Here is a 23,500-nt window from a genome sequence, read left to right as displayed (position 1 = left end):
CCAGGGTGCCGCCTTTCTTTTGTCTGCTCCCCCGTCACCGCTCACCCCATACGCTCCCCAGCATGGATCCCCTCATCACACCAGACGGCCGTTACCTCATCGTCCGCGGGCGCCTCTGGCGAACCACCAACCCGGGCCTAAGCGAGCCGCAGAGGGAGCGACTGGTCCACGAGCTGATGGACGCCCGGCGTGCCGTGAAGTCAGCAAAAGCCAACCAGGATGGGGAAGCACTCGCCGCCGCACGGCGCGCCGTGGACAGCGCGAAAACGGGCTTGGGCGAACGTGGCCCGGTGTGGTGGACGGACGGGGAGCCGGATTGGAACCGGCACTTGGTGAAGAACTCTCCCTATGCAGGGTGGTTCTACCAACAAGCCAATGGTGAGGCGGAGGCCGGCGAGCTGTAGGATGTGGGCTTAGACCGACTTCCGCCTCATGCGTCAGGGATGCTGTAACCATGGCAAGGATCAAGCCCATCGACTTCCCCGTGCTCCTGGTCGAGTGCGACACAACTGGCGTGACGCGAGATGACCCGATCATTCACATCATGTGCGTGCTGGTCGAGAAGGGGCAGGACGGCAAAGCGCGTCCTGCTGCCATGTATACCGGCTACCAGGAGGTGGCCAGACCTTCCTCGGAAGAGGCGTTCAAGGCACACGGTATCCCAGATGAGCGGCTGAAAGGGGAGAGCCTCGACGTGGAGCAGATCCGCGGTCTGATCGCCCAAGCCGGCTCCATTGTTTCAAGGAGCCCACGGTTCAACGCCAAAAAACTTCACGCGCTAGTGCCCGAGTGCTTGGAGAAGCGTTGGTTCCCCTATCCCCACAGGATTCAGAACTGGCGCTGGGAGCATTTCCCGGCCGTGGCTCGCATGGCGATCATGTGTGGTGAGGTGGAGAACGACGGCTATGGAACCATCTATCACCTGTCCGAGCTGCTAAAAATCGAGGCAAGCTCATACGAGGTGGTGTTTGACGAGGACGGGCCGCCGACGCTGACCGTCAAGTTCGGGAGGCGCAAGGTGCTGGAATGCTTCCCCGAGGCCTTGCTGAAGTGTGTAGAAGGGGATCGGTTCCGCTTCCATGGGAAGGAGGGCTACGACTTCATCACCGCCTACTGCGACTCGGGCGATGCCTACCGTGATCGCGCCTTCCGCTTGCAAACAACCCCCTCGAACCTGGCGCTGTCTGGGACGTGGGCCTACCTGCAGAAGATCAAGGGCAACGAATACCTCATTGGTGCATAGGCCAGCATTTCGCGCCGAGCGTTAGCCCGTGCTCTCGTTTACCAATCGCGCCCAGACAGTCTGTAGAGATCTAACCTCATCGCTCCACGCCCGGTATTCGTCCAGCGGCATCGGGGCCTCCAGGCCGCGCTTCACCCGCTCCAGGTATTTGCTCTTCCGGGCCATAGCCCCGCGATACGCCAGCTCTGCTTCATCCAACCGGTCAGCCCGCTTAGCGGCCTTCAGCTGGGCCAGCCGCCGAACCGAATCCGGGTTGGTGGACAGCACTTTGGGAGCATGAGGCAGCAACGGGCCTCCGGTCATCGGGACGCGCTTGTGGTTACTGACAGGGTCCATCACTCGGTGGCGCCAGCACTCTCTCCACTCGTTTGCATCGAGCGGGCCGCCGCCTGGCACGTCCAGCTGCACGACGATCCCGTGGTCTTCAATCAGCGACCACACGGCCCTCAGGAACGCGTCTACCGGCACCCGCAGAAGCGTCACCTGGCCCTCTGCCAGCACCTCGCCCCCGTCCCGCATTCGTAACGCCAGCAGGGCCTCGCTCAGTGCCAAGGCATCGCCTGACCGGGTGCTCCAGCCCACCAGGCCTAAGCTCTCCCCATCCATCTCACCCGACCAGGCGTAGACCCGGAAGCGGGGCTTTGAGAAACGCGCCGACAGGTGGGAGAGCACGCGCTCGCGCTTGGAGTGCCGGCTCAACGGCGTGAGGTGGTTCTCTGCATACAGCAACGCAGAGCGCCGCCGCTCCGTCAGCAGGGCAACCCGGTCAGGGGCCGCTGACGCTTGCCAGTCCGACCAGCTAACCACGTCTCGCAGTCCCTTGGCAGCAGCGCAGGAACGGCAGGCAGGCACCCAGTTTTCGACCACGGAAGTTGGCCCTCCCAGTTGCGCAGGCACCAGCGACGTAGCCGTCCAAGACTTGGGAGAGGACAGGTCCAGAGGAGCGGAGCAGAACGCGCAGGCGTTGCCGAACTCGGACAAGACAGCTTTGCGTTGCCAGCCGTTGGCCTTGCCTTCCAGCGGGGCATCCGCTCGGGCGATGGCATCCACAAAGGGGGCAAGGTCAAGCACGGCGCACCTCCGACTCGTTCAACTAAGCCCCGGCACCCGGATTCCCAGGCAGGGGCAGAGGGGGAGCGCAGGAACCTGAAAAAGATTTGGCTAAAACGCTTTTCCGGGCCTGTCGAACCGTCCCAACAACCGCCGATCTCAAACCAACAACCCGCTTCTCCGATCCGTTCCCAGGCCAGCACTCAACCCGCAACCGTTGATCGAAAGCCGGGGGACAGCGAACGAGAGCAAGGTCAGCCCGCTTGACTAAAACGGATTGACTCAAGGCTTTCCAAGCACCCGAAAGGGAAGCAAGAACCGCAGCACTCCACCACCCGAACCCCCAAGCAGAGTTGACTAAAACGGATGGAGACAGGGCTTTCCGAACACCCCGGCAGCGTGACTGAACCCAACCACTTACGCGATCCCATGCTGGCCTCCGCTTGACTAAAGCGAACAGGGGCAGGGCGCGGGAGTGGGGAAAACGGTGGTCCCGGATTTTTGAGACAGGGGGGACGGAGTCGGTGGGGAGGTGGGGAGCTGGCTGGGTGGGGAGGAAGGCTGCGGGGGCTGGCGAAAACGTTTTTGAGCGGCTGAGCGTGGCGGGAGTGAGGGGCACTGGGGTCTCCGGGTTCGTTAAGGGTTGGGACTTTCCTTTACTTCTACCCCTGAAAACCGGAAGAGCAAGATCGGTGGAACGAAAACTGGGGGGAGGACTGCGGGGAAAGAGATTGGCTGCCCATTCACCGTTCAAGGTTTACCGAAGGGTGAAGGGAGTAGGCCATACACAAGTCGCACTGAAGTGTTTTTCCGGCTTGGCTAGAAACGCGCAGCGTTTCCACCCATCCAAGCCTTGCGGCGCCTTTCTTTTAGCCTTGGCTAACAACTTGGCCAACAGTTCGGCTGAAAAATGGCCGGCATCCCAGCAAAACAGCAGAAAAACGGCTTAGCCCACTTGCGCTTCCAAAAACTCCTGCTAATCCATTGGGTATGGATTTTCATTGCAGGGGGTTAAGTGGGTCGTCCGTCGCTTCTAACCAAATCTTTCAGCATCGCTCCCGATGAGTTGGAGAGCGCGCGGTATTGCGCGAAAGAGCAAGGCGTTTCCTTGAACAAGTATTTGCGCCTGGCGGTCTTGGAAAAGAACCGGGGCGTGGTTCAGGGGCTGGAGGCGTCCGATGCGTTGGGCGACATCCGAGCCACGGTCCGCGAATCCGAAACGCGGAATGCCCTTGCCCTAGAAAGCGCGCTGGCTGACTTGCGAGCGGAGCAGAGCGCGGCGCTTCAGGCCAACGAGGACCTGGTGGTGAAAACCCTTCAAGCGTTTTCCCAGTTCCTGGCGCAGCAAGAACCCGACGCCGAAACCCTCTCCAAGCAACCGGCCACCAAAGCAGCAAGCCGTGGGCCGGTAGCCAATCCGGCGTTCCTGCCTCCCAAGCCCTACTAACCCCTTTCCCAACTACCTCATAAGGAGGCATACCCATGAAGCGTTTCATCCTCACTCTCACCATCGCCGCGTTGCTGGCTCCGGGGCTTTCGTTTGCCCAGGACACCCCCCAGCCCGAACCCCAGAAGAAGACCGACAAGCTGCGCCTGTTCAAGGCGGGCGGGATTGGCTGCGCTGCCGGTGCAGGCATCGCTCTGCTGACCGGCAAGAAAGACAAGGCCCTGACGGCGTGCGCTGCCGGCGCGGTCGTTGGCGGGGTCGCGTCGTATCGCGCGCAGGTCCAGGAAGCCCAAGCAGTGGCCGACGCTGCCAAGGCTGCGGGGCTGGATGCTCAGGTGCATACCAAGACCGTTGAAGCCAAGGACGGCCAGGCCGAAGCCCTGGACAAGCTGGTCATCCGTTATCCGGCCGCTGACATGCAGCCGGTGAGTGCCAAGACCGCTGCCACGCTGGACAAGCTGGCCGCGCTCCTGAAGGCGAGCAAGGAAAAGCTGACGGTCTCCTTCAGCGGTGCGGACACCGCCGTGTGCCAGGTGCCGGTCGTTGAGCTGGCAAAGCGCGGCGCGCTTCAGAACGCCACGGTCGATGACCAGTGCGGCCGGGGCGATTACGCCATCACGGTTTCGCCGATCCCCGACGTTCGCTAAGCCAACCGAGAGCTGGGGGGCGAAAGCCCCTTGGCTCAAATCTTTTTCAAGCGCCTGGGAGGAACCATGACACCCGAAGAACTCATCAAACAACGCAAGCAGCGCGAGCTGCTCGCCAAAGCAGCACAAGCCAAGACCACCGCGCCCACGGACGCGGAGAAGCTCGTCAGCGATGCGACAAAAGAAAACTTGAAAACCGCAGGCCGGCTGGCTGCAAGTTTTGGCAAAGCCTTGGCAGACAAAACCAAGCAAGCGGCCTCGGTCGCCGCTGAGAAGGGGCGAGAGGCGCAAGAAGCGTTGGCCCGGCGTGCGGAAGAGGCCAAGGCGCGCAGGGAAGCCGAAGCCGCCGAGAACGCGCGCTTGGAGGCCGAGCGCGCCCAAGCGTTGGTCGAGCAAGAAGCGACTGCCCAGCCCGAGCCGCGGGTGATTGAGCCCGAGCCCGTTCAAACTGATTCCGCTCCCGAAGCGCCCGAGCCGGTTGTTGAGGAGGTGGTTCCCGAGCCGACACCAGAACCAGAAGCAGGCCCCGCGCCTGTCATCAAAGAGCCGGTCAGCGCTCCTGCGCCTGCCGTCAGTGAAGCCGTGGACGCAACGCCTGCCGCTCCAGTGCCGGCCGAGCTGGTGGCCCCGTCTGTTCCGAACCCCGAACCGAGCAAGTCAGCTCAAGCCCCGGCACCGGCCCCCAAGGCGACGTCGACCCGGGCCCCGGTGAAACCGGAAGCCCTCAAGGCCAATCCGGCCGGTGAGGCGTCGGCGAAGGCCAGCAACAAGAAGGGCTGGCAACTTCTGGCTGGGTCGGGCGTGGCCGTCCTTGTGCTGGGTGGGGCGTTGGCGTGGTGGACCACTCACCGCTCCAGCGAAACCGCTCCGCTCCAAGACAAACCGGCTGCAGCAGTGACTGCCCCGGCCCCCGTCGCCGTGCCAGTTGCTCCGGTTGTATCCGCGCCGCCCCAGGTCGAGGAGCCCAAGCCCGTGACTGCCCCGGTGGAAGAGAAGGCCGCGGTCGCTGCCCCGGTTGTGGAAGCCCCGGTGCTGGCAGAGCCACCTAAGGCCCAGACCCCGGCAACTGCCCCGGCGTCAAAGCCGGTGCCGGTTTCGAAACCAGCTGCAAAGCCCAAGCCGGCCCCCAAGCCTGTTGCTAAACCCGAGCCGAAAAACGATTGGCAGGACCAAGCCAACAGCGATATCGACGCGTGGGCAGAAAAGATCAGGTGAGGTGCTTGCGCTTATCGAAAGCCTTGCTAGAAAGAATGTGTATCCATGAAAGATGGGAGGAAAAATGTTTGGGTGGTTGTTTACGCAGTATCGAAAGCCCGGAAAGCTCCACTTCGGATCGAAGTGGCTCAACCTGCATGGGCGATTTTTCATTGGTAACCCAGAAAGATTTGGGCTCTCCGATTGCCGAGAGAACGTCCTGACCTCGTATTACTACCTGCGGGCGGACCGGAAGATGCCGGTGGCAAACGATGAGGACTTTGATGCCTGGAGGATGGACGGCCTGCGCGCCAGCCAGGTTCGGCACGCCAGCGAAAAACATGTGTCCAAAGCCGGCTTTCTTGTCACCTCCGCCGCGTGCGTGGCCCTTTGCTTTGGGGCATTGGTCGTCAACAAAGTGAAAGGAACACGCCCTTCGCCGGCGGCGATCCAACTCGCGCCCTCGTTGTCGTTGAACGAGTGCAAAAAGAAATGGACGAGCGGCACCATCACGCCTCAGGAAATCGTGGCGTGTCAGGCGCTATCTCAAACCAACAACAACAACAACGGGAGGCACTGAGCATGTTGCTATCGCTGATGGATTGGACGGTCGGTATTGGCCGCAAGCTGTTCAAGAAGGACGATCAAGCGTCGAGCACGCTGGAGCAAATCATTCTGGACGGCAATGACCGCTACGAAAACTTGGTCGGGCGCTTTGACGTGAGCGACCGCGTGAAGAGCCGCGTGCTGGACGTTCCCCCGGAGGACGTAGACATGGCGGTCGAAGCGGGCGCTGTTTTCGACGAGAAAGAGATGGCACTGGTTGTGCCCGAAGAACTGGATCTGGACCAGTTCCATCCGTGGTGGCCGAAGGTTCCGGAGGATCTGCGCAACACCCAGGCCCGCATGATCATCACCAAGGAAGGACGTCGTGCCGAAGGTTTCGTGCTGGGGGACGACATGGCGCTGGGCGGCGACAGCACTGCAACCTCGCTGATGTATCTGGCCTTCCCGCTGATCGGTGCGGTTCAATACTTCTTGGGCTCGCTCATTGGCGCTTTTAGTTACGTGGTGCTGCTGGCCGCGATTCCTTACTTTGTTGCGTTGAAGCAAGCGGAAGGGATGAAGGAAGCCTTCAAGGGCCTGGCCCTGATGGTGCTGCCCGTGCTGATTGCAACCGCTTCGGCGGCGTTGTCGTCCGCGCTCCAAGTGGACGCGGCCAGCATGGGGCAAGCAGCGGTTGACCCGATGAACACGGGAGCGGGGATGATGGCGGTCGCTGCGGGCTTTGCCAAAATGGCGGGCATCGTTCTTCTGATCTTGACCATTCCTGGCCTGCTGTTGTTCGCGGCCTTCCTGAGTGCGGCCTCGCATCCCCACCGGGGCGTGCTGGGCGGAACCGCCGAGCGCTTCATTCAGATGATGAAGTGGATGGTGGTGATCTTGGCCCTGGTGGGGATCGGCTCCCTTCTCCCGGACGGAATGGGCGTGGCCGTGGCGTTTGTGATCGCGGCCATGTATGCCCTGCAGTTCACGGAAGGCAACTTCGTTCAAACGGCCGCTCGCCTCTATCTGCAGAACTTGGACAACAACCTGGCGACCCAGGGGGCCCTGTCCAAGTCCCACGTGAAGGCCCGCGAGCAGCAGGCTGCCGAAGCGTTGCGCGACAAGACCCCGCTTTTGAAGGTGGGTCGAGCGTCTGGTCACCTGAACGACCGCGGCCATGGCTTTGCGCCGGACAAGGGCACGGTGATGATGCTGTCCTGGCGCGACCTGACCCAAGGCCTGATCGTCTACGGGCGTATCGGTTCGGGCAAGTCCTTCAGCGTGCTGCGGCCGTTGGCCCGTCGCTATCGCGAGTCCGCATTGGCCGTAGGACTGCGGAATGAACTGAAGGGGAGCGCCGCGGGCGAGACCGTTCTTGATGCGAAGCGCAGCGGGGGTGGAGCACTCATCCTGGACGCGAAGGACGGCGCCATCATCTCCGATTTGGGCAAGGACGCGTTTGATATCGTCGTGCGCGCAGGCATGTCGGTGGCCCCCTACGAGGGCCTGGAGCCCGATCAAATCACCAAGGCTCTTCGCGGCGCGACCGGTGGCAAGGTCGATGAGAAGTCCAAGCTCTGGAGCGATGGTGGCGACGCCTTCCTCTTCCACACCGGCATCATCCTAAAAGCCGCATGCCAGCATGAGCAGGCCTACCGAAACTTCTGCATCGCCAAGCTGGAAGGGCTGGAGCACGCCCGGTTGATGATGCTGTTGGAGCGGGAAGAGCTGGAGAAGCGCGGCATGGGCTTGGAAGACCTGGAAGCGGCGCTGGCGCGCGTGGAAGAGCAAATGGGCACTTACGCGATTGTGGCGGAGGCTTCCCGGAACTGGTTCTACACCCCATTCCACCATGCAAAGCTGTTGGCGATGGTCGAGCAGGTGGTGCCGACCCCGCGTGGCGGGGAGATTGCCAGCGCTCGCGTGCTGGAGTTGGTGAACTGGTTGGGGTTGGAGCGCCCGGATACGTCTAGCACGGACGAAGAGCGGGAGGCCTATGCCGCCTACTCCCGGGACTACCACAACCGCTTGGCCACCCGGTTCGAGACCGTCCATCCCGACTTGCTGCGTCCCATGTCCCAGCTGCAAAGCTCGCTGGAATGGGCATTGCTGGGCGTTCCCGCAATGCATAAGGAGCAGCGCCAGTCCTTCACGTTGAACTCGCGGGGGCTCATCGAAAAACTGCTTCGGGGTGAAAAGCTCCGGACGGCGGATGACATCCCGTGGCATTCCGTTGAACGTGGGGAAGTGGACGTCTCCCAAGCGCTTTACGGAAAGTTCGTGGGCTTGTTCCTGCCCCCCACGCAGTTCGGCGAAGCGGGCGACATGATGCAGCGGTTGCTCAAGCAGCGTGTCATGAACGGCATTCGGGCACGCGGGGCGCACGGCGACAAGTGGCGCGAAATGCTGCCGGGCCAAACCGACGTGCTGCTGATGATGGACGAGGCGCATTTGCTGCTGACTTCGGACGACGTGCTGCTCTTCAGCACCTCCCGAAGCCTGGGGTTGATGCCGGTGATCGCGGTGCAGGGCCACGACAGCCTTATCAACACCTACGGGTCGGAGAACGAAGCCGATTTGCTGGCCAACACCATGCAATCGGTCATCGCGCTCAACCACTCGTTTGTCACACGCAACTACTTGATGAAGCGGCTGGGCAAGGCTCAGTTGACCACCTTCAAGGAGCCGACGCGTGGCATCGATTTCTCGGGTGGCTTGACCAACTTCCGCCACAGCGTTCTCAACGACCCGAACCACCCCTATGCAGCGGCCTACGAGCAAATGCTGATGCAGGGCGCAGGCCGCTTGAGCGCGCTTCGCGTGGATCCGGCGACGGGGCGCAAATGGCGCGTCGGGGCTGAAGACACGGTGGGCCAAGAGGAGCTGGCACGGGACATCGACATGCCCACAGGGGGCAAGCGGGAGGTCCTGCCGCTCTTCCTGGAAGAGGAATACCCGGCCCTGACCGCTGCACGCGGCAATGCGATTGTCTCGCTCTGCCGGGCAGGCGTGAGCCGCACGGACTTGGCCGAGATGATGCCCAACGACTGAGCCCAAAAAGGGCAAGGCAACCCTTGCCCTTTCCCAAAATCGATCAATGCTGACCTAACCATCCATTTCCTTGAAGGAGGACTTTATGAGCAATGCCCACTTCGACGTCTTCAACGACCTGCTGGGCGCTCGCGATAAACGGCGAGCCAAGCTGGCCGGAGAGCGTCCAAACGACCACCAACCGCAGAAGAAAGCAGTCTTCGACCAGTCGCTGGCGAAGGACCAGGCCGATATCCAGGAGAAGCAACAAGCCGTTTTGGACTGGGCCAAGCAAGCCAAGCCCGACGAGATCACCGACGCACGAGAGCGCTTGCACGCACAGGTGCAGCAGCGCGCTGAAGACGCGCCCAAAGACAAGCACGCCCAAGTGGTGTTCAGCACCGTGGACGAATGGCGACAGAAGCGCCAGCAGAAGGACGGGGGGCAATCCTTGGGGGAAAACATCCCCATGCTGACTGCGGCCCAGCGGCAGCAAACCATCGGGCCTGGTAAGTTGGGCTACGCGCACTACGCCGCCAGCGCGAAGAAGGAAGCAGACTTCATGAAGCGCTATGAGGCGAACTTCGACTGGGACAAGCACGAGGCCCAAGTCCAGAAGAACATCTACCGTCAATGACGGTCCATTCCCCGCGCCGCATCCAGGGCCCTTCGGGGCCCTTTTTGTTGGGCGCGTTCCCTTGTTTGTGAGTGGATCGATCTACCCATAAAAGCAAACGTCAAAAGCGGCGGGGTGGGGGTTGGAAAAGAGAAGAAAGGTTTTGACTAAACATCAAAAGTGTCGATCAATCGAGATTTTCAGGGTTGCCAGTTTTGTGAGATGTGGTTGGCTGTAATCAGTTAAACACAACCGGGGGGGGTCCCTATGTATATTTTTGCCGATGCTTACGAGTATGCCGTGGACAATGTGGGGAACCTGTTGATCACTTTGGGCGCGTTTTCGGTGGTGAGCTACGTGGCCGCCAACGTGGCGGGGTTGCTGGCATGATGACGTGGTTGAAGGAGGATTTGGAGCAGATGGATCTGCACACCGTTTCGCTTTTCCTGCAAACCGGGGTTTTGATTGGCGCGGCTTTCATCATCAAGATCGCTTGCTGATTGCCAAAACCGAAAAAGACGGTATGCAAAGGGGATGGAACCCCAACACGACAACCCAGTAGGCAACCCCGGTGGGGGCGATTTCTTGAATCGTCCCCACGAGCCGTTGCTTCATCCCATTCTCCACCCCCTGACGCTGGCCCAGTTCTACGGGAAGCATCACGAGGCCGCCGCTGCCGCCGATGCGCGGGAAGTGTTGGACCTGGCCACGCGGTTTTGCCGAGAGGCCCAGGTTTTCGGGTTGGACACCCAGACCGACGCGGGTTTTGACTGGGTGATGACCCCCAGCCGTTTCTCCAGCCGCATCTCCCTGGAGCTGGGGCAGGGCGGCCACGCCGCGTTGCTTCAGGTCGATCCGGACCTGTCCACTCACCCGCTCGACGCAGCCATCCATGCAGGCGTGCTGGGCCACAAGCCCCTAGCCTCCGCTTACGCCTTGCTCCCGGCCGAGCAGCGGGATGGGCTGTTGAGAGAACTGCGGGAATCCATCGACCAGGTTCAGTCGAACCGTGCCGCAGCGAAGCAGCTCCAGACCCTCCGAGTCCTGCCTGAACTGCCGTTGCCGTCTCAGCCGCCTCTGGACATCGCCCAACTGCTCCGGCGGTTTGAGGTCCCCGATGCCCAAGCCCGGTTGGCGGCGGACCACGTCAAGGCAACCTATGGAGGAGCGCTGACCACGATGCATGGTAGCCAGGTGCTGGCAGCAGCCCATGCGCACGCCCCGCACTTGGGGCTATACGGAGCCCCTTGGCAGACGTGGCTTTGCGAGAACGCAACGACCGGGAACCTCGACGGGGTGGAGGCCTGTTTGCGCATGCAGGCCGAGCCCAATGTGCCCGACGCCAACGGCGAGACGCCGCTACACCTCGCCGCGCGCCACGGCCACCCCAGCATCGTTCGTCGGTTGATTGAGGCCGGCGCGGATCCAGCGTTGGGGAACCCCCGTGGGGAGACTCCCCTACATTTGGCGGCCAAGCACAAACGCGCGCAATGCTGCTTGGAGCTCATGGCCGCAGGCGCGGACCCCGGGCGGCTCGACAACGCCGGCCGCAAGCCGGGGGACGTGCATCGGGTGAGGGAGCATGGGCAAGCCCTCGGTCTATGACTGCTGGAGCTGGACGGTCCCGTCGAGCATCGAGCCTTCGCGGGAGGTTCGCCACTGGCCCCAAGCGTTGCTCTTCGGTTCGGTCATCGCTGCCCTGACGTATCCGGCCGCGCTCTGGCTGGGCTGGCAAATCCCATCCTCACACTCACTGATGAACTTCGGTCAGGCACTGACTGGCAGCCTGGCAGCGCTGGGGAACCTTGCCACCGGCACCATCTCATTCCGAGAGCCTGCCGCTGCATTCTGGGAGGTGGCCAAGGAGCAGGCCACGTTTGGCACGTTGGCACGGGTCGGAGTTGCGGCGGGCTTGGCAGGGTGGGCGTCGGCTTGGGTGACACGACGGGGACTCATCCCGCGCTCAAATACTTGGCATGTGTCCGGCGCTCAACTGCTGCAGGGGAAAGAAGCCCTGACTGAAGCCCGTCGCCGTTCGCTGACGAAGAAAGAGCAAGAGGACGAGCTGCATGCGTTGTCGCTACATCCGGCTTGGGTGGTCAGCAAGAAGCTGCTGGCCCGGCACATGTTCATCTACGGCAGCGTGGGCAGCGGTAAGAGCGTCATCCTCAAGCACCTGCTGGAGCAAACGGTCCGTCTCAAAAAGAAAAGTTTCATCTACGACATCAAAGGGGACTTTACGTCCATTTTTAAGCACCCGGTCATCGTCTGCCCCTTCGACAAACGCAGTTGGATCTGGGACGTTGGCCGGGACGTAGCGACGCAAACCCAAGCCGCCGCGTTCTCCCAAAGCATCATCCCCCCGGAGGAGGGCAGCGGCGCATTCTGGGCGTCTGCGGCGCAAGCCTTGCTGGAAGGGTGCGTGCGCGAACTCCAGGCCACGAAGGGCAAGAGCTGGGGGTGGGCAGAGTTGGCCGCGTTGGTTGCCCGCCCAGCCGGACCCATGTCCCAAGCGCTTTCAATCCACTATCCCCGCGCCGCCGCGCTCATCTCCAATCCCGACAGCAACACCACATCGAGCTGCATGGCCGTGCTCGCCAACGGAACAGCGGTCATCGAGCGCCTGGCCTTGGCGTGGCCGGAGCGCAAGCCGGACCGCATGTTCTCGATGCTCGACTGGATCAAAGATTCCTATGAGGGCCGGAAGCAGGTCATCGTTCAATCGGGCCCGGACGAGGTGCTGGCGCGCAGTTACATCTCGGCCATGATCAACTGCGCGGTGCCGGAAATCATCGGCCCCTCGCTGCCAGATGACGAAGCAGGGCGCTTCCTGGGCTTCTTCTTCGACGAACTCACTTCCGCCGGCAAGCTCAACATCGAGCCGTTGCTGGCCCTGGGCAGGTCGAAAGGCGTGGTGGCCTGCATGGCCGTGCAGGACTGGAGCCAAGTCGAGAAGGTCTACGGTGACAAGACGGCTCAGGCGTTTTCTGGGTTGGTCGGCACACACATCGTGTGTCAGCTCCAGGTGGGCGAGACCCGGGAAAAAATCTCCCGGAACCTAGGCAAGCGCACCGTGGCTTGGCGGACCCACGACGAAAAAGCAACCGTCCACGAGGAGTCGAAAGCCGTTGTTCCGCCGGGGCGGCTCACTGACGACTTGGGCCCACGCAATGGCAGCGCCTATGGCTCCGAGGGTTGGGGCATCCGGGCCATTGTGCAGACAAGCCGGGACCCACTCTTGCTGGACTGGCCTGGCGTGAGCTATCCGAAGGTTCGAGATGGACAGAAGCGGGCACGGTGGACGAAGCAGGGCGCGCGCCCGGTGGAGCAAAAGCCCATGCCCCCGAGCGACGCGCAGAGCGCCGCAGAGGTCCAGCGGGTCTTGAAGATGACCGCCGACCAGGTCGCCGCGGAGCTGCAAAAACGCGGTGCCACGCCGCCGAAGCTCCGCGCGGTTTCAAATGACGAGCTGGAGGCGATCTTTCGGAAATAGATCAATCGCTCTCCTCATCCTCCCGACCGTAGTCCGGTGACAAAAACTCGAAACTCTCAAGTCGGTCGCAGTTGATGCAGTGATACATGTGAGAAGCGTCTTGGAAGTGCATGCCGCAGAAAGACCCGCAAAAAGGGCAGCACTCCTCGAACTCCAAGTCTCCCCAGTTCCAGACACCCATGTATTCAGGTATGCCATCTCGGTCATGGCCGACGATGGCGAATGAGTCCTCCGTTGTCCCTACGAAGCCGTCAATGCCATAGTGCGACAGGATTGGAAGGACATCAGCTGGGTCGATGTGAAACCACTCGCCTCGACCACGGAGGATATTGAGGCGTTGATGTATTTCCCTTTCGATACGCACATCGTCATCAGTGCGAATCCACCCTAGGAGTTGCAGCTCCCTTGGGTTGCCTGTCTGTAGATTCCTACGACGTCGCTCAATGTTCTTGGCACGTCCAACCTTTACCTGTTCGTTGGTCTCTTCTATGAAGAAATAGATCACGTGAAGCCCCTATACCGTATTGCTCATTCGAGCATTTCTGCTAAGCATGTGGAAGAGAACATGCACTGGGGGACCCATGATCAACCGAACCACACTCAAGCGAAATGCCAGCGGAACCCAGGGTGGCTGCGCGTCCATTGATTACCTGCTTGCCCAGGAACTCGCTAGGGAGAAGGCTCGACAGGTGGTGGGTTACTACGACTTGCCAGCACCAAGCGATGGAGCCGAATCCCGGTTCTATGGGGGCCTGGCGAAACACCTGGGCCTGGCCGAGCAGCGCGCCACCAAGGAGCTGATGCTCCCACTGACCGATGGGTTCGACCCCAAGACGGGGCGTGCGCTATGCCACAACGCGGGCGACCGCGGCCAGATCCGGGTGAGGAAGGACAAGACGGGGAAGCCGCTACAGAAGGACGGCAAAGACGTGACTTACTTGGCAGGTGGGCATCGCATTGGCTACGACATGACCATTTCCGCGCCGCTGGATGTCAGCGTGGCGTTTGCCCTGGCTTCTGACCCCGCAGAACAAGAAGCCATCCACGCTGCGCACCGCAACGCGGTCCAGAGGGCGATGGAAGCCTTCGAAGCCATGTCCGAAACTCGCCGCAACAAGGCCGGCAAGGATGTCATCGGGGTTGATGGGTTGATCTGGAGCTCTCACCACCACTACGCCGCCCGAACCGATGAGGCGACCGGCGAGATGGGGCCCAGCCTCCACACCCACAACCTGCTTTACAACCTCAGCCTGGGCAGTGACGGTGGCGAGGCCAGCCTCTCTGCTGAAGAGATCTTCCGCTACCGCAAAGCCATAGACGAGGTCTACAAGACAGAGCTCTACCAAGGAATGAAGGCGCTGGGGTATGGAGTGGACCGCATCCGTGAACTGGACGACGACGGCCAGGAAACCGGGCGCGTCTACGCTCGGATCGCGGGTCTGGACGAGGAGGTGACGGATCGCTACGGCAACCGCCGCAAGGAAATCCTGGCCTACGCAGCCAAGCACAACGTGTCTAATCAGCAGGCCACGTTGGCCACGCGCAAAGACAAGGACGAGCCGCCCTACCACGAGCTGATCGCGCACTGGCAGGACACGCTGAAAGACTTCGACGTATCCACGGCAAGCTTGAAGCAAGCCAAGGGCAACGCGCACGAAATGGAGTAAAAATCCCCGGCAGAACTGCTGGAGCGGCTCCACGAGACGGACGCCATTTTCTGCGACCACAATCTCCTGGAGGTCTTGGGCCAGGAATACGCCGGCAGCGTCACCGTGCCAGAGCTCTACAGCTTGGTTGAAGCGTTCAAGAAGGAGCACGGCCTGGTGCTGGTCAACCCCATGCGCCTGCACGACGACGACAAGGGCGACTCGCTGGCAAGGCGGCATACCCAGGAGCGCTACTGCGCCCCGTGGATGCTCCAGATCGAGCAGGAGGTGGTGGCCTTCGCGATTGAGCGAGCCAAGGAAACCCATCACCACGTGCCCCAGGCCGACGTGGACCGGGTGGTGGAAGACTACGAGAAGGCCAAGGGCTTTCAGCTCTCCAAGGAGCAGCGCCACGCGCTGGACCACATCACCCAGGGCAGCGGGGGCGTGGTCAATCTTTCCGGGCTCGCCGGAACCGGTAAAACGACGATCAGTGAGTGTTTTCGGGCAGCTTACGAAACCCAAGGATTCGAGTTGCTGGGCGTCTGCGTTTCCAACGCCGCGGCCGAGAAGCTGGAGGCGGAAAGCGGCATGTCCAGCGTGAGCATGGCGCAGATGCTCCATGACCTGGACAACGGAAAGATGCAGTTCCGCAAGACGGACGTCATTGTGGTGGACGAGGCAGGCATGGTCGATGCGCGCAACACCCACAAGCTTTTCAGCTACGCGGCCAAGGCGGGGGCGAAGGTCATCATGCAGGGGGACGTGGAACAGCTTCAGCCCATCGGGGCGGGCTCGGGCTTTCAGCTGACCAAGCAAGCGGTCGGCGATGCCAAGCTCACCGAGATCCGACGCCAGGGCAAACAGGAAGACCGAGAAACCGCGTTGTCGTTCTACGCCACGGACGAAAGCGGTCAGATCATCGATCTGAAAAAGGCCAGCCGTTCCCGGGCCCAGACCCTCGACAAGGGCAACGAAATCAAGGCCCGGTTGCTCGACACCATCCGCGAAACGGCCACGGAGAAGGACGCCCGCGAGCGCTTGCTGCACGAATACTTCGAAGACCCAACCCCGATGCAGGAGAAGTTGGTCATCGCCCACACCCGTGCAGACGTGGCCGCGCTCAATGCGGGCATCCGGGCTGGGTTGAAAGAACGGGGAGAGCTGGGCCAGGACGAAGTGGTGATCGAGGCCCGGGACAAGGGGCGCAAGTTCGACTTGGCGTTGTCCAAAGGCGATCAGATCGTCTTCACCGCGAAGAACAAGGACCTGGGGGTCATCAATGGCACGCAGGCGGTGGTGGAGAACATCAAGCCCTCAAGGGTGGGCGGCTACGACATCAGCGTTTCCATTCGCTCGGAGACCAAGGCCGATGGCCGGCGATTGACGTTCAACAGCTTCGAAATGAAAGCACTGACGCATTCCTATGCCGGGACGGTTCACAAGAGCCAGGGCCAAGGTAAGCGGGAGATCTACCACCTGGCGAACCTGGGCATGCTCGACGCCCACAGCGCCCTGGTGGCCTACACCCGACTCACGAAGGGTTCCTACCGCATGTATGCGACGTCCGATGACGTGGAGCGGTTGAGCGAACGCCTGGGCATGGAACGCCTCAAAGCGACCGTGCTCGACGCGGGACTGAAAGACGATCCGCAACGGCCGGTTGTCCAGCCCCCTGGGGCAGCTGCACGCCCCACCGCTCAACGCCCAGCCGCTCAGCGAACGCGCATCCAAGGCAAGCTCGACGCGCTGCTGAAGGAGCACGCGGAACGCCCAAAACCGCAGAGGAGCGAGAGCGAACACAAGGCCCGTTGGCTGCTGGAAGTGCTGGAGCCGTTGCGGCGGGCGCGCCAAGCCTCTCCCAAGCTGCCGGCGCAGTCCCCGAAACACACGCAGGGCTTCTCGTTGTGAGCAGCAGGCTGGGCGGCCATGCCGCCCATGTGCTTTTCTCTCCACACTGCTTTTGCTTTGAGGCGCGGCCACTGGCCGCGTTCTTTTTGACACCAAAGCAACGTCAAAAGCGCATGGAGGGTGGGGCAGGGGCGGCCCGCGGCTTCCGCCGGGGCCCTTGCTTTACTGGGCCATGACCAAGGCCTGCAGCACTATCACCGCCACGCCGAAAAGGAAGGGGTAGAGGAACAGCCATTTGAAGAACCCCCAAGCCAGGGACGACGGGGCCCCCGCCGAGCGGCGCGGAACCGCCTCGGGCCACGCATACCCCGCCGCCAAGGACTTCATGTAACCAGTGGTGCGCCTGCGGGGATCGCGGATAAGAATGCCCGGTGGCTTGCTATAGATTCGCCAGCCATGCTGAAAGGCTTTGTAACGCCAAGCGTATTCGTGAGCCTCCGCATCGGCTTGGGTGCCGGTCATGCTCGACAGCGGCACGAACGAGAATCGGCGCCCCTGCCAGCCCCCACGAGCGCTGCGGTGCTGCTGCTCGCGTTGGTTTAAGTCGACGGTCTGCCCCACGTAGCAGCACCCGTTGTCAAAGAACAAGCCGTAGAGATGGCGTGGGCGGGACAGGTATTTCTGATTGCGTTTCCAGTTCAAAGGTCCTCCCAAGATGGGTATACCTACATACCCATAAAAGAAAGATCCGATTCGTCAAGGCTCGCCACGAACAAAGGCCCCGAAGGGCCCTTGCCGAGATACGATCACCTCCGTTTTCCACCACGCAATCGTTTAACGCCCCAGGTTGATGCTCAGGCCGAACCCGGCCACCGGCTTGTTGCCAGAGCCGAAGGACAGGCCCGCCGAGACGCTGACCTTCTCGCTGACTCGTGCTCCCCAGCCCACGGCCATTGCAGCACTGCCACCCGAGAAGCCAACGCCGACATTCAGGTTCACCTGGCCGATGGCAGCCCCGCCGTTCTGCGCAGCAGCCGTCGCCATCTGGGTCATCGCGCCCATCTGCGCCCCCAGGCCATTGATTCGGCGATCTTGGTGACGGAAGCGGCGGTCGGTTTCCGTCCAGCGGTCATCCCACACCTGCTGCATTTCGTAGACCTGCCCACCGTTCACGGCATCCGTGGAGTCGCGCTCGATGCGCCCCGGAGCAACGTTGGTCACGCGTTGATTGCCGGCATTGACTCCCGCAGTCGTAACCGAGGGACCACCTTGAATGGAGACGCCTTGGGCATTGACCGCGGTCGAGCCGACGCTCAGCGACCCAGCGTCCGACAGTTGCACGTTGTCGCTGACTGCAACGGTTTGGCTTCCGTCCGCGTTCGTGGTGACTTCGACGTTCTTGCCCGCCTTTGCAATCGAGCCCGAGCCGGTCCCGGTGGCTCCGTCCACCCCATCCGTGCCGGCAGGTCCTTGGACCCCTGGCTCCCCTTTCAGGCTTGCCAGCCAATCTTGTTCATTGCCTTGGAAGCCGTTGGCCAACGCCACCTCGTAGGCGCTTAACCCATCTGCGCCGCGCGGGCCGGGCGTGCCGGAACCGCTGCCTGGGTTTTGTTCAAGGAAAGTCACCCGTCCATCCAGGTCGTCCAAAGCGGCTCCCACAGTTTGATGCGTGGCACCGCTGCGGAACTGATAAATGGGCGCGACAAAGTTGCCGTTAACGAACGTGGCACCACCGCCCAGCGCTTGGGCCGCCTGACGGACCTGTCCGAGGTTTGCGACGTCGGTGTCTGAGGTGCCGGCCCGAACGTTCGTGATTCGGCGGGTGCTCTGGCCCCCGTCCTCATACGTGGATCCCACGCTGACTTCGTCACTGGCCCAGCAGCGGCTATGAGAGCCCAAGGCAACGCAGTCTTGCCCGCGCGCTTCAGCCCCGGTGCCCAGTGCGACAGACTGGCGCGCGTCGGCGACCGTAGAGGAGCCAATGGCGACGGCATGATCGGCATTGGCTTGGGCCAAGTTGCCTTGCGCGATTGATGCGCTGCCTCGCGACCGGCTGAAGTAGCCCATCGACATGGACAGGTCTCCACTGGCTTGTGACTGCACGCCGGCCGCCAACGAATGGACGCCGGTAGCCGCGGATTGCGCTCCTAGGGCCATGGCCGCTTCGCCCCCGGCGTAGCTCAGCGTGCCTACCGCAACGGCGTTCACCGCCGTGGCATTCGCGGCTTGGCCCGTCGCAATGGAGTTCGCGCCGGACGCTTGGGCATTCGTGCCCGACGCCACCGCGTTGTCTGCGGAGGCGGTGGCTTGAACACCGGTGGCGACGGCCCCGTTCCCGGAGGCATTGGCATAGGCACCCGTTGCAGTGGCATTCGGGGCTAAGGCTTGGGCGTATTCCCCGGTCGCCGTCGAGTTGGGGTCCGAAGCCGTGGCCCCGGTCCCCGTGGCGGTTTGAGCAAACGATGGTGAGGAAAACAACGCGGCCCCCATCAAAGCCGTCAAAATCGAAATGCGAAGCGAAGCCATGAAAACCCTCCGAGTATGGATTGATACTTCATCCATAGCAGGCGATTTCATTTCCGCAAGGCGATCATCCGATCTTTTTCAATGTGTTAGGAAAGGTCGCAAAACAAACCCGACGCGGGAGCGTCCAGTTCCAGGCCATCCGGTTTTCATTGCCCCACGCCAGACACTCCGTTTCCATGCCAGCAGGACACCAGGCCGGAGCCAGCGCCCGGGCCAGCACTTCAGAAGAGGGTGTCCCGGTCACTGGAGGAAACGCGCCCGGCTTGCGTCCCTGCCGGTAGGCCCACTTGGCCTGGCCGCACTCGGCTTTCAGCTCGACGTGGGGGTAGTCTTTCGGGCTGGTCCATCGGCCGCCCCAGTTCAGCCCCACGATCTCCGCCAGCTCCCCAAAGCGTTGATAGCCGGCCATCACATGGGCATCGTCCAAGTTCCAGCTGGGCTCCCCATTGACGAACACGGCGGCATCCAGGGCCAGCCCGAAGTTGTGGCAGCTGGAGAATGCCCCAACGCTGGTCACGCCAGACCCGGAGGCAAGCAGGGCCGCCTGACGCTCGGGGCTTCGATACCCTTCCACGGGCCGCACATCAAACCCTTCCGCGGCCAGTTGGGCTTGGACGGCTTCCACCTTTTCCCGCAGCGCTGGGGAAACCCCTTTCCACATCCTTTCGCTTTTAGGGTGGAAGAATCGGTAAATGGCGCCGTGCGGCTTCGGGGTTTGGAAAATCCAAGGGCTGCTGGGCTTGGGGTTGGGTTGAACGGTCGAACACCCAGCCAGTGTCAGGCAAGCCAGAACGACGGCGATGGCAAAGCGCGGTTGCATGCTTTCCTCCCAGAAAGGTAGATAGATGCTTTCAGGGGTAGTGGATTTTCAGGAAAGCGCAAGCGGGCTAAAGCAAAAAGCCCCCGAACGACCGGGGGAGGAGACCAGCAGCTCGGGGGCTTAGTGGGGCAGGGAAAAAGGAGTAAGAAACCCTGCCCCGTTGCAAGCCATAGCACACACAAGGGCGAAGTCAACTGCCGTTTTTCTTCCTCGTCTTTTTCAAGTAGTCCCGCTGGGCTTTTTCAGCCGCTGCTTTCGTGACCTCAAAAAGCTCGCCCAAATCTTGCATGTCAGGGTTGTAGTAACGGGTCAGCATCTGGGTGGTCTTGTGCCCCGAGAGTTGCATGACTTGGTGCATGGGCAGCAAGTTGGCCAGCTCGGTGATGCGGGTGTGGCGCAGGTCGTGCAGGGTGGCGTCGGTCACCCCCGCTTGTTCGCGGGCGCGTCCCCAGGCCTGGGTGAGCGTGTCCGAGGCAATCGAGGTCTTGCCCTCGTCCAAGCTGAAGACAAAACCGGAGCTGGGGCGCACGGCGGGCGGGTTCTGGGGGGAGGGCGGGATGCGATCCTTGCGCAGCTTGGCGGCGTGGAGCTCCTTGGTCAGGGTGTCCAGCACCGCAACCGCTTCAGGAGTGAGGAAGATGGTCCGATGGATGGGCTTGCCACCCTTGGGGTTCTTGGTGTCCCGGAACGTGGCCTCGGGCCGCTGCTTGCTGTAGTCCAAATCTTCCCAGCGCAGCTTGATGGCTTCGCTGCGGCGGGCCGCGGTCCAGCGCAGGAAGGCAATGGCGCCCCGGGTGGCCGCGGACATGGGGGCAAGGGCGGTCAGGATGTCCGCCCACTCCTTATCAGTGACCACCCGCTCGCGCTCGTTCCTCACCTTGGGCTTGAGCGTGGCGTGGATGGGGTTGTCCATCTTGAAGCCCCAGCGCTTGATCGCTGCCGTGAAGACGCTGGAGAGAACGGCGAGTTGGCGAGTGATGGTGGCCGGGGCGAGGTAGTAGTCATCTTCCAACGACCGGGCCATGCCGCCGTTGGCGAGGCCGAAGTCCTGGGGCGTGAGCTTGTCCACCGGCTTGCTGAAGGTGGCGGGGAAGCGCTTGGCGAGCAGGCGCAAGAGGCGCGCATCGTTGTCCCCCGACTTCTTCTTGTCATCCTTGGCTTTGAGTGAGAGCACCTCGGCGATGTAGCGCTCGATCCAGACCCCCAGGCTCTGGCTGCTCATCAGGTTGGAGGCGGGTTGCTTCTCTTCGTGGAGCGCGGCGCGCTCTGCAGAAGCGAACGCCTCGGCCTGGGCGAGGGCCTTGGCTCGGGTCGCTTCGCTGTAAGGGAAAGTGCGGTTGATGGCGTGCAGGTTGCCCGCTGCATCCTTGCGCTTGATCTTCACTTGGAACGCCGAGCCGCGGTCGTAGACGCCCTTCGTGCGTGCAGTTTTTTTGGGGCGGGCCATTCGTTCAATCCTCGAATAGAGGGGTAAATTTTCCCAATAGTTTCCCTTCCGTGCAACAAGTCATTGTTTGTAAATGACTAATATTACAATCGTTCGCATTCGTAATGCGTAGGTCGCAGGTTCGACTCCTGTTTCCGGCACCATGCTTCCCTATCGCTTACAAATCAGCGATTTACGATCCCCTGCGGTACACCTGTGGGGTACAGCCGGAGGCATTGCGGTACACCCGCAGAACGTCAATTGGTGGCTTTGGCGCCAGGTATTGCGCAAATTTTTCTGCAGCCCGTGTCCTCCGCGCTGTCTATCTCGGCAGCAACAGCGCTGATGGCTATCGGCACCGTCCCCGCTGAAGCCCCTACGTGCCAACTAGCACGTAGGATTTGCGTGGCCGCGTTGCTGATGTGGTCCTTTTTCGCTTGATGAAGGCTATCGAAGAACGCTCAGAAGCCTGCTGAAGTTCTTCCCTTTGTCGAGGAAATCAAAGACGTCCTCTCCGCCCAGCTGTGCACCAGCGCTGTGGTGGATGTCATTGTCTAGATCAAACGCCGACTTGAAGTACATATCGGTAGCGCTTCGACCAAAAAGCGCGGTGTAGCTGAGTAGGAAGTGAGGAGCGCAACTGGGGGCTTGGCCTGGTTCCATCCCTAAACGTTGTGCGTAAGCATCGTGAACTCCCCATACGTACCCCATTGCGATTGGACTTTGAGATATCTGCTCGAAGTACAAGTCAGGGCTTCCCATCATCGCTAGGTTCAAGTATTGATTGGCATGCCTTGCCAACTCACTCTTGCTGAGGTCAATAGCGGTAGACTTTTTCTTAAACCATCCAAACATTGGCTATCCTTGGAACTCCATTAAGAGTCAATTAGATAGCTTTTCTAGATGGAAGCCAAGAAGCGTGTTGGAAGTTTGCTGCCCTTGAATTGATCTGTCTCGCTTGGATGAGTATGGGCATCAGGCACCACGCCTTCCTGTCGGCGACTATCTGGTCATAGGGGCTGTGAGGAGTCAGTAGGTCATCTGGCGCAGAGTGGGCGTAGAGAAAGGGGGCTACGGCTCTCGCGCCGATCCCGTTTTGATCCTTCAATCGAATTGCTCCAGTCAGCGAAAATAGATTGGATTTTCGATATCTGCTGGGCTGTGCTTTAGTTCAAGTCTTCCCCGGAAAGCTAGGCTATCGCAATGCTAAAAATCGCGTTGGAGCGGCTACTCCCTGGCGAAACTGCCGGGATAACAACAGGGAGGACGGCATACGGGCGGAGCTACCTGATCTGCCTTCCTTTCCGTATCAGGCTCATAGTAGACCTCAAAATGCCTTCCGCAATGGCAGGTAAGGGAAAGCGCGCATGAGGCATCCTCGTCCATCTCAAGCGAAGCGTGACGCTGTTGTAGCTAATAACGTGTCATACGGTCCGGCCTCAAGTCGGTCTCATCTGCTAGAGGTTCCGATCCGGCGTCTCTCCGACCTCCTAGGGCCAGACACAACGCTCCGACAGATCTACTTCCTGATGGCGCTATGGCGCGCAGATGCTTCGGGGCTGTCTGCGGGAAGTCTTGAGGAGCAGATAAACGCGGCTATTCCGGCCGTCCAAAGCACGACAAGTAGATCGCTGCGAATACTTCGCGAGCTGGGGTTGGTTGAGGTCTTCCTAGCGCCGCAAGATGGAAGGTATAGGTTGACCCGACTCAGCCCGACGGGCCGGACATTCATGGCTGGCCTTCTGGACCTAGTGCCCTACGACCGAGAGAAAAAAACAGACGGGGATAGTGGCGTTTCGCATCAATCTTTTCCGACTGGCTGAGGCTGATCGCGAGGTCGGCGGATGTAGTGGAGGAACTACGGACCAAGGGCGACTTTGTGGAAATCGTGGAACAGGGTATAAGCCGCTCTGGGATCGTCGCCTGAGTGATATCTAGACACTTCAAGTGCGCAACGTAGCAACA

19 protein-coding genes are annotated in these 23,500 nt (G+C 61.4%); 13 read left to right on the top strand and 6 right to left on the bottom strand.

Annotated features, from left to right (window positions below; genetic code table 11):
* Positions 1-62 precede the first annotated feature (62 nt).
* Together N7573_RS04750 and N7573_RS04745 are read left to right on the top strand one after the other, a co-directional pair.
* Entirely contained in the window at positions 63-404 is a 342-nt protein-coding gene (locus tag N7573_RS04750) for a hypothetical protein (RefSeq protein WP_164089636.1), read from the top strand.
* A 50-nt stretch (positions 405-454) separates the two neighbouring features.
* On the top strand, positions 455-1,243 hold the full coding sequence (locus tag N7573_RS04745) for a hypothetical protein (RefSeq protein WP_164089637.1): 789 nt from the start codon (positions 455-457) through the stop codon (positions 1,241-1,243).
* Positions 1,244-1,264: 21 nt separating this feature from the next.
* Here N7573_RS04745 and N7573_RS04740 read toward each other — a convergent pair whose 3' ends face one another.
* Positions 1,265-2,314, bottom strand: a complete 1,050-nt coding sequence (locus N7573_RS04740) for a hypothetical protein (RefSeq protein ID WP_164089638.1) — start codon at positions 2,312-2,314, stop codon at positions 1,265-1,267.
* A 1,087-nt stretch (positions 2,315-3,401) separates the two neighbouring features.
* On the opposite strand from N7573_RS04740, the gene N7573_RS04735 reads away from it, so the two are divergent.
* From N7573_RS04735 to N7573_RS04695, 9 genes are all read left to right on the top strand, one after another.
* Positions 3,402-3,740, top strand: a complete 339-nt coding sequence (locus N7573_RS04735; protein ID WP_136191681.1) for a hypothetical protein — start codon at positions 3,402-3,404, stop codon at positions 3,738-3,740.
* A 35-nt stretch (positions 3,741-3,775) separates the two neighbouring features.
* Positions 3,776-4,387, top strand: coding sequence for a hypothetical protein (locus tag N7573_RS04730; protein ID WP_164086872.1), 612 nt, complete (start codon positions 3,776-3,778; stop codon positions 4,385-4,387).
* A gap of 66 nt (positions 4,388-4,453) precedes the next feature.
* Positions 4,454-5,602 carry a hypothetical protein gene (locus N7573_RS04725; protein ID WP_057502222.1) on the top strand — a complete coding sequence of 383 codons (1,149 nt, stop codon included), beginning with the start codon at positions 4,454-4,456 and terminating at the stop codon, positions 5,600-5,602.
* Positions 5,603-5,666: 64 nt separating this feature from the next.
* Positions 5,667-6,161, top strand: a complete 495-nt coding sequence (locus tag N7573_RS04720; RefSeq protein ID WP_180860193.1) for a hypothetical protein — start codon at positions 5,667-5,669, stop codon at positions 6,159-6,161.
* Positions 6,162-6,163: 2 nt separating this feature from the next.
* Positions 6,164-9,178: a TraM recognition domain-containing protein gene (locus N7573_RS04715; RefSeq protein ID WP_279911891.1), complete on the top strand. Its 3,015-nt coding sequence runs from the start codon at positions 6,164-6,166 to the stop codon at positions 9,176-9,178.
* Between the two features lie 85 nt (positions 9,179-9,263).
* Entirely contained in the window at positions 9,264-9,794 is a 531-nt protein-coding gene (locus N7573_RS04710) for a hypothetical protein (protein ID WP_164086874.1), read from the top strand.
* Positions 9,795-10,040: 246 nt separating this feature from the next.
* The gene (locus N7573_RS04705; RefSeq protein WP_254918208.1) at positions 10,041-10,163 is read left to right on the top strand and encodes a hypothetical protein; all 123 of its coding nucleotides are present in this window, start codon (positions 10,041-10,043) and stop codon (positions 10,161-10,163) included.
* Between the two features lie 144 nt (positions 10,164-10,307).
* Positions 10,308-11,378: an ankyrin repeat domain-containing protein gene (locus tag N7573_RS04700; RefSeq protein ID WP_279911892.1), complete on the top strand. Its 1,071-nt coding sequence runs from the start codon at positions 10,308-10,310 to the stop codon at positions 11,376-11,378.
* On the top strand, positions 11,356-13,266 hold the full coding sequence (locus N7573_RS04695; RefSeq protein ID WP_279911893.1) for a type IV secretion system DNA-binding domain-containing protein: 1,911 nt from the start codon (positions 11,356-11,358) through the stop codon (positions 13,264-13,266). The genes N7573_RS04700 and N7573_RS04695 overlap by 23 nt, the downstream gene beginning before the upstream one ends.
* 1 nt (position 13,267) lies before the next feature.
* Here N7573_RS04695 and N7573_RS04690 read toward each other — a convergent pair whose 3' ends face one another.
* Positions 13,268-13,771, bottom strand: coding sequence for a GIY-YIG nuclease family protein (locus N7573_RS04690; RefSeq protein WP_049433957.1), 504 nt, complete (start codon positions 13,769-13,771; stop codon positions 13,268-13,270).
* Positions 13,772-13,847: 76 nt separating this feature from the next.
* Here N7573_RS04690 and mobF point away from each other — a divergent pair, with 76 nt between their 5' ends.
* Both mobF and N7573_RS04680 read left to right on the top strand, forming a co-directional pair.
* A complete protein-coding gene (gene mobF, locus N7573_RS04685) occupies positions 13,848-14,933 on the top strand; it encodes a MobF family relaxase (RefSeq protein ID WP_279911894.1) in 1,086 nt (361 codons plus the stop codon).
* A 75-nt stretch (positions 14,934-15,008) separates the two neighbouring features.
* Positions 15,009-16,823, top strand: coding sequence for an AAA family ATPase (locus N7573_RS04680; RefSeq protein ID WP_279911896.1), 1,815 nt, complete (start codon positions 15,009-15,011; stop codon positions 16,821-16,823).
* 162 nt (positions 16,824-16,985) lie between these two features.
* Here N7573_RS04680 and N7573_RS04675 read toward each other — a convergent pair whose 3' ends face one another.
* The 4 genes from N7573_RS04675 to N7573_RS04660 form a co-directional block, all read right to left on the bottom strand.
* Positions 16,986-17,465 carry a GIY-YIG nuclease family protein gene (locus N7573_RS04675; RefSeq protein ID WP_197643907.1) on the bottom strand — a complete coding sequence of 160 codons (480 nt, stop codon included), beginning with the start codon at positions 17,463-17,465 and terminating at the stop codon, positions 16,986-16,988.
* A gap of 132 nt (positions 17,466-17,597) precedes the next feature.
* On the bottom strand, positions 17,598-19,289 hold the full coding sequence (locus tag N7573_RS04670) for a YadA-like family protein (RefSeq protein WP_279911897.1): 1,692 nt from the start codon (positions 19,287-19,289) through the stop codon (positions 17,598-17,600).
* A 64-nt stretch (positions 19,290-19,353) separates the two neighbouring features.
* Positions 19,354-20,109 (bottom strand): M15 family metallopeptidase, encoded by a 756-nt coding sequence (locus tag N7573_RS04665; RefSeq protein WP_279911899.1) that lies wholly within the window; start codon positions 20,107-20,109, stop codon positions 19,354-19,356.
* 190 nt (positions 20,110-20,299) lie between these two features.
* Positions 20,300-21,556: a site-specific integrase gene (locus N7573_RS04660; protein WP_279911900.1), complete on the bottom strand. Its 1,257-nt coding sequence runs from the start codon at positions 21,554-21,556 to the stop codon at positions 20,300-20,302.
* Positions 21,557-23,500 lie beyond the last annotated feature (1,944 nt).

Source organism: Stenotrophomonas sp. GD04054, assembly GCF_029836955.1.
Taxonomy (GTDB): domain Bacteria; phylum Pseudomonadota; class Gammaproteobacteria; order Xanthomonadales; family Xanthomonadaceae; genus Stenotrophomonas; species Stenotrophomonas maltophilia_A.
This window is presented reverse-complemented; position numbering and strand designations above follow the sequence as displayed.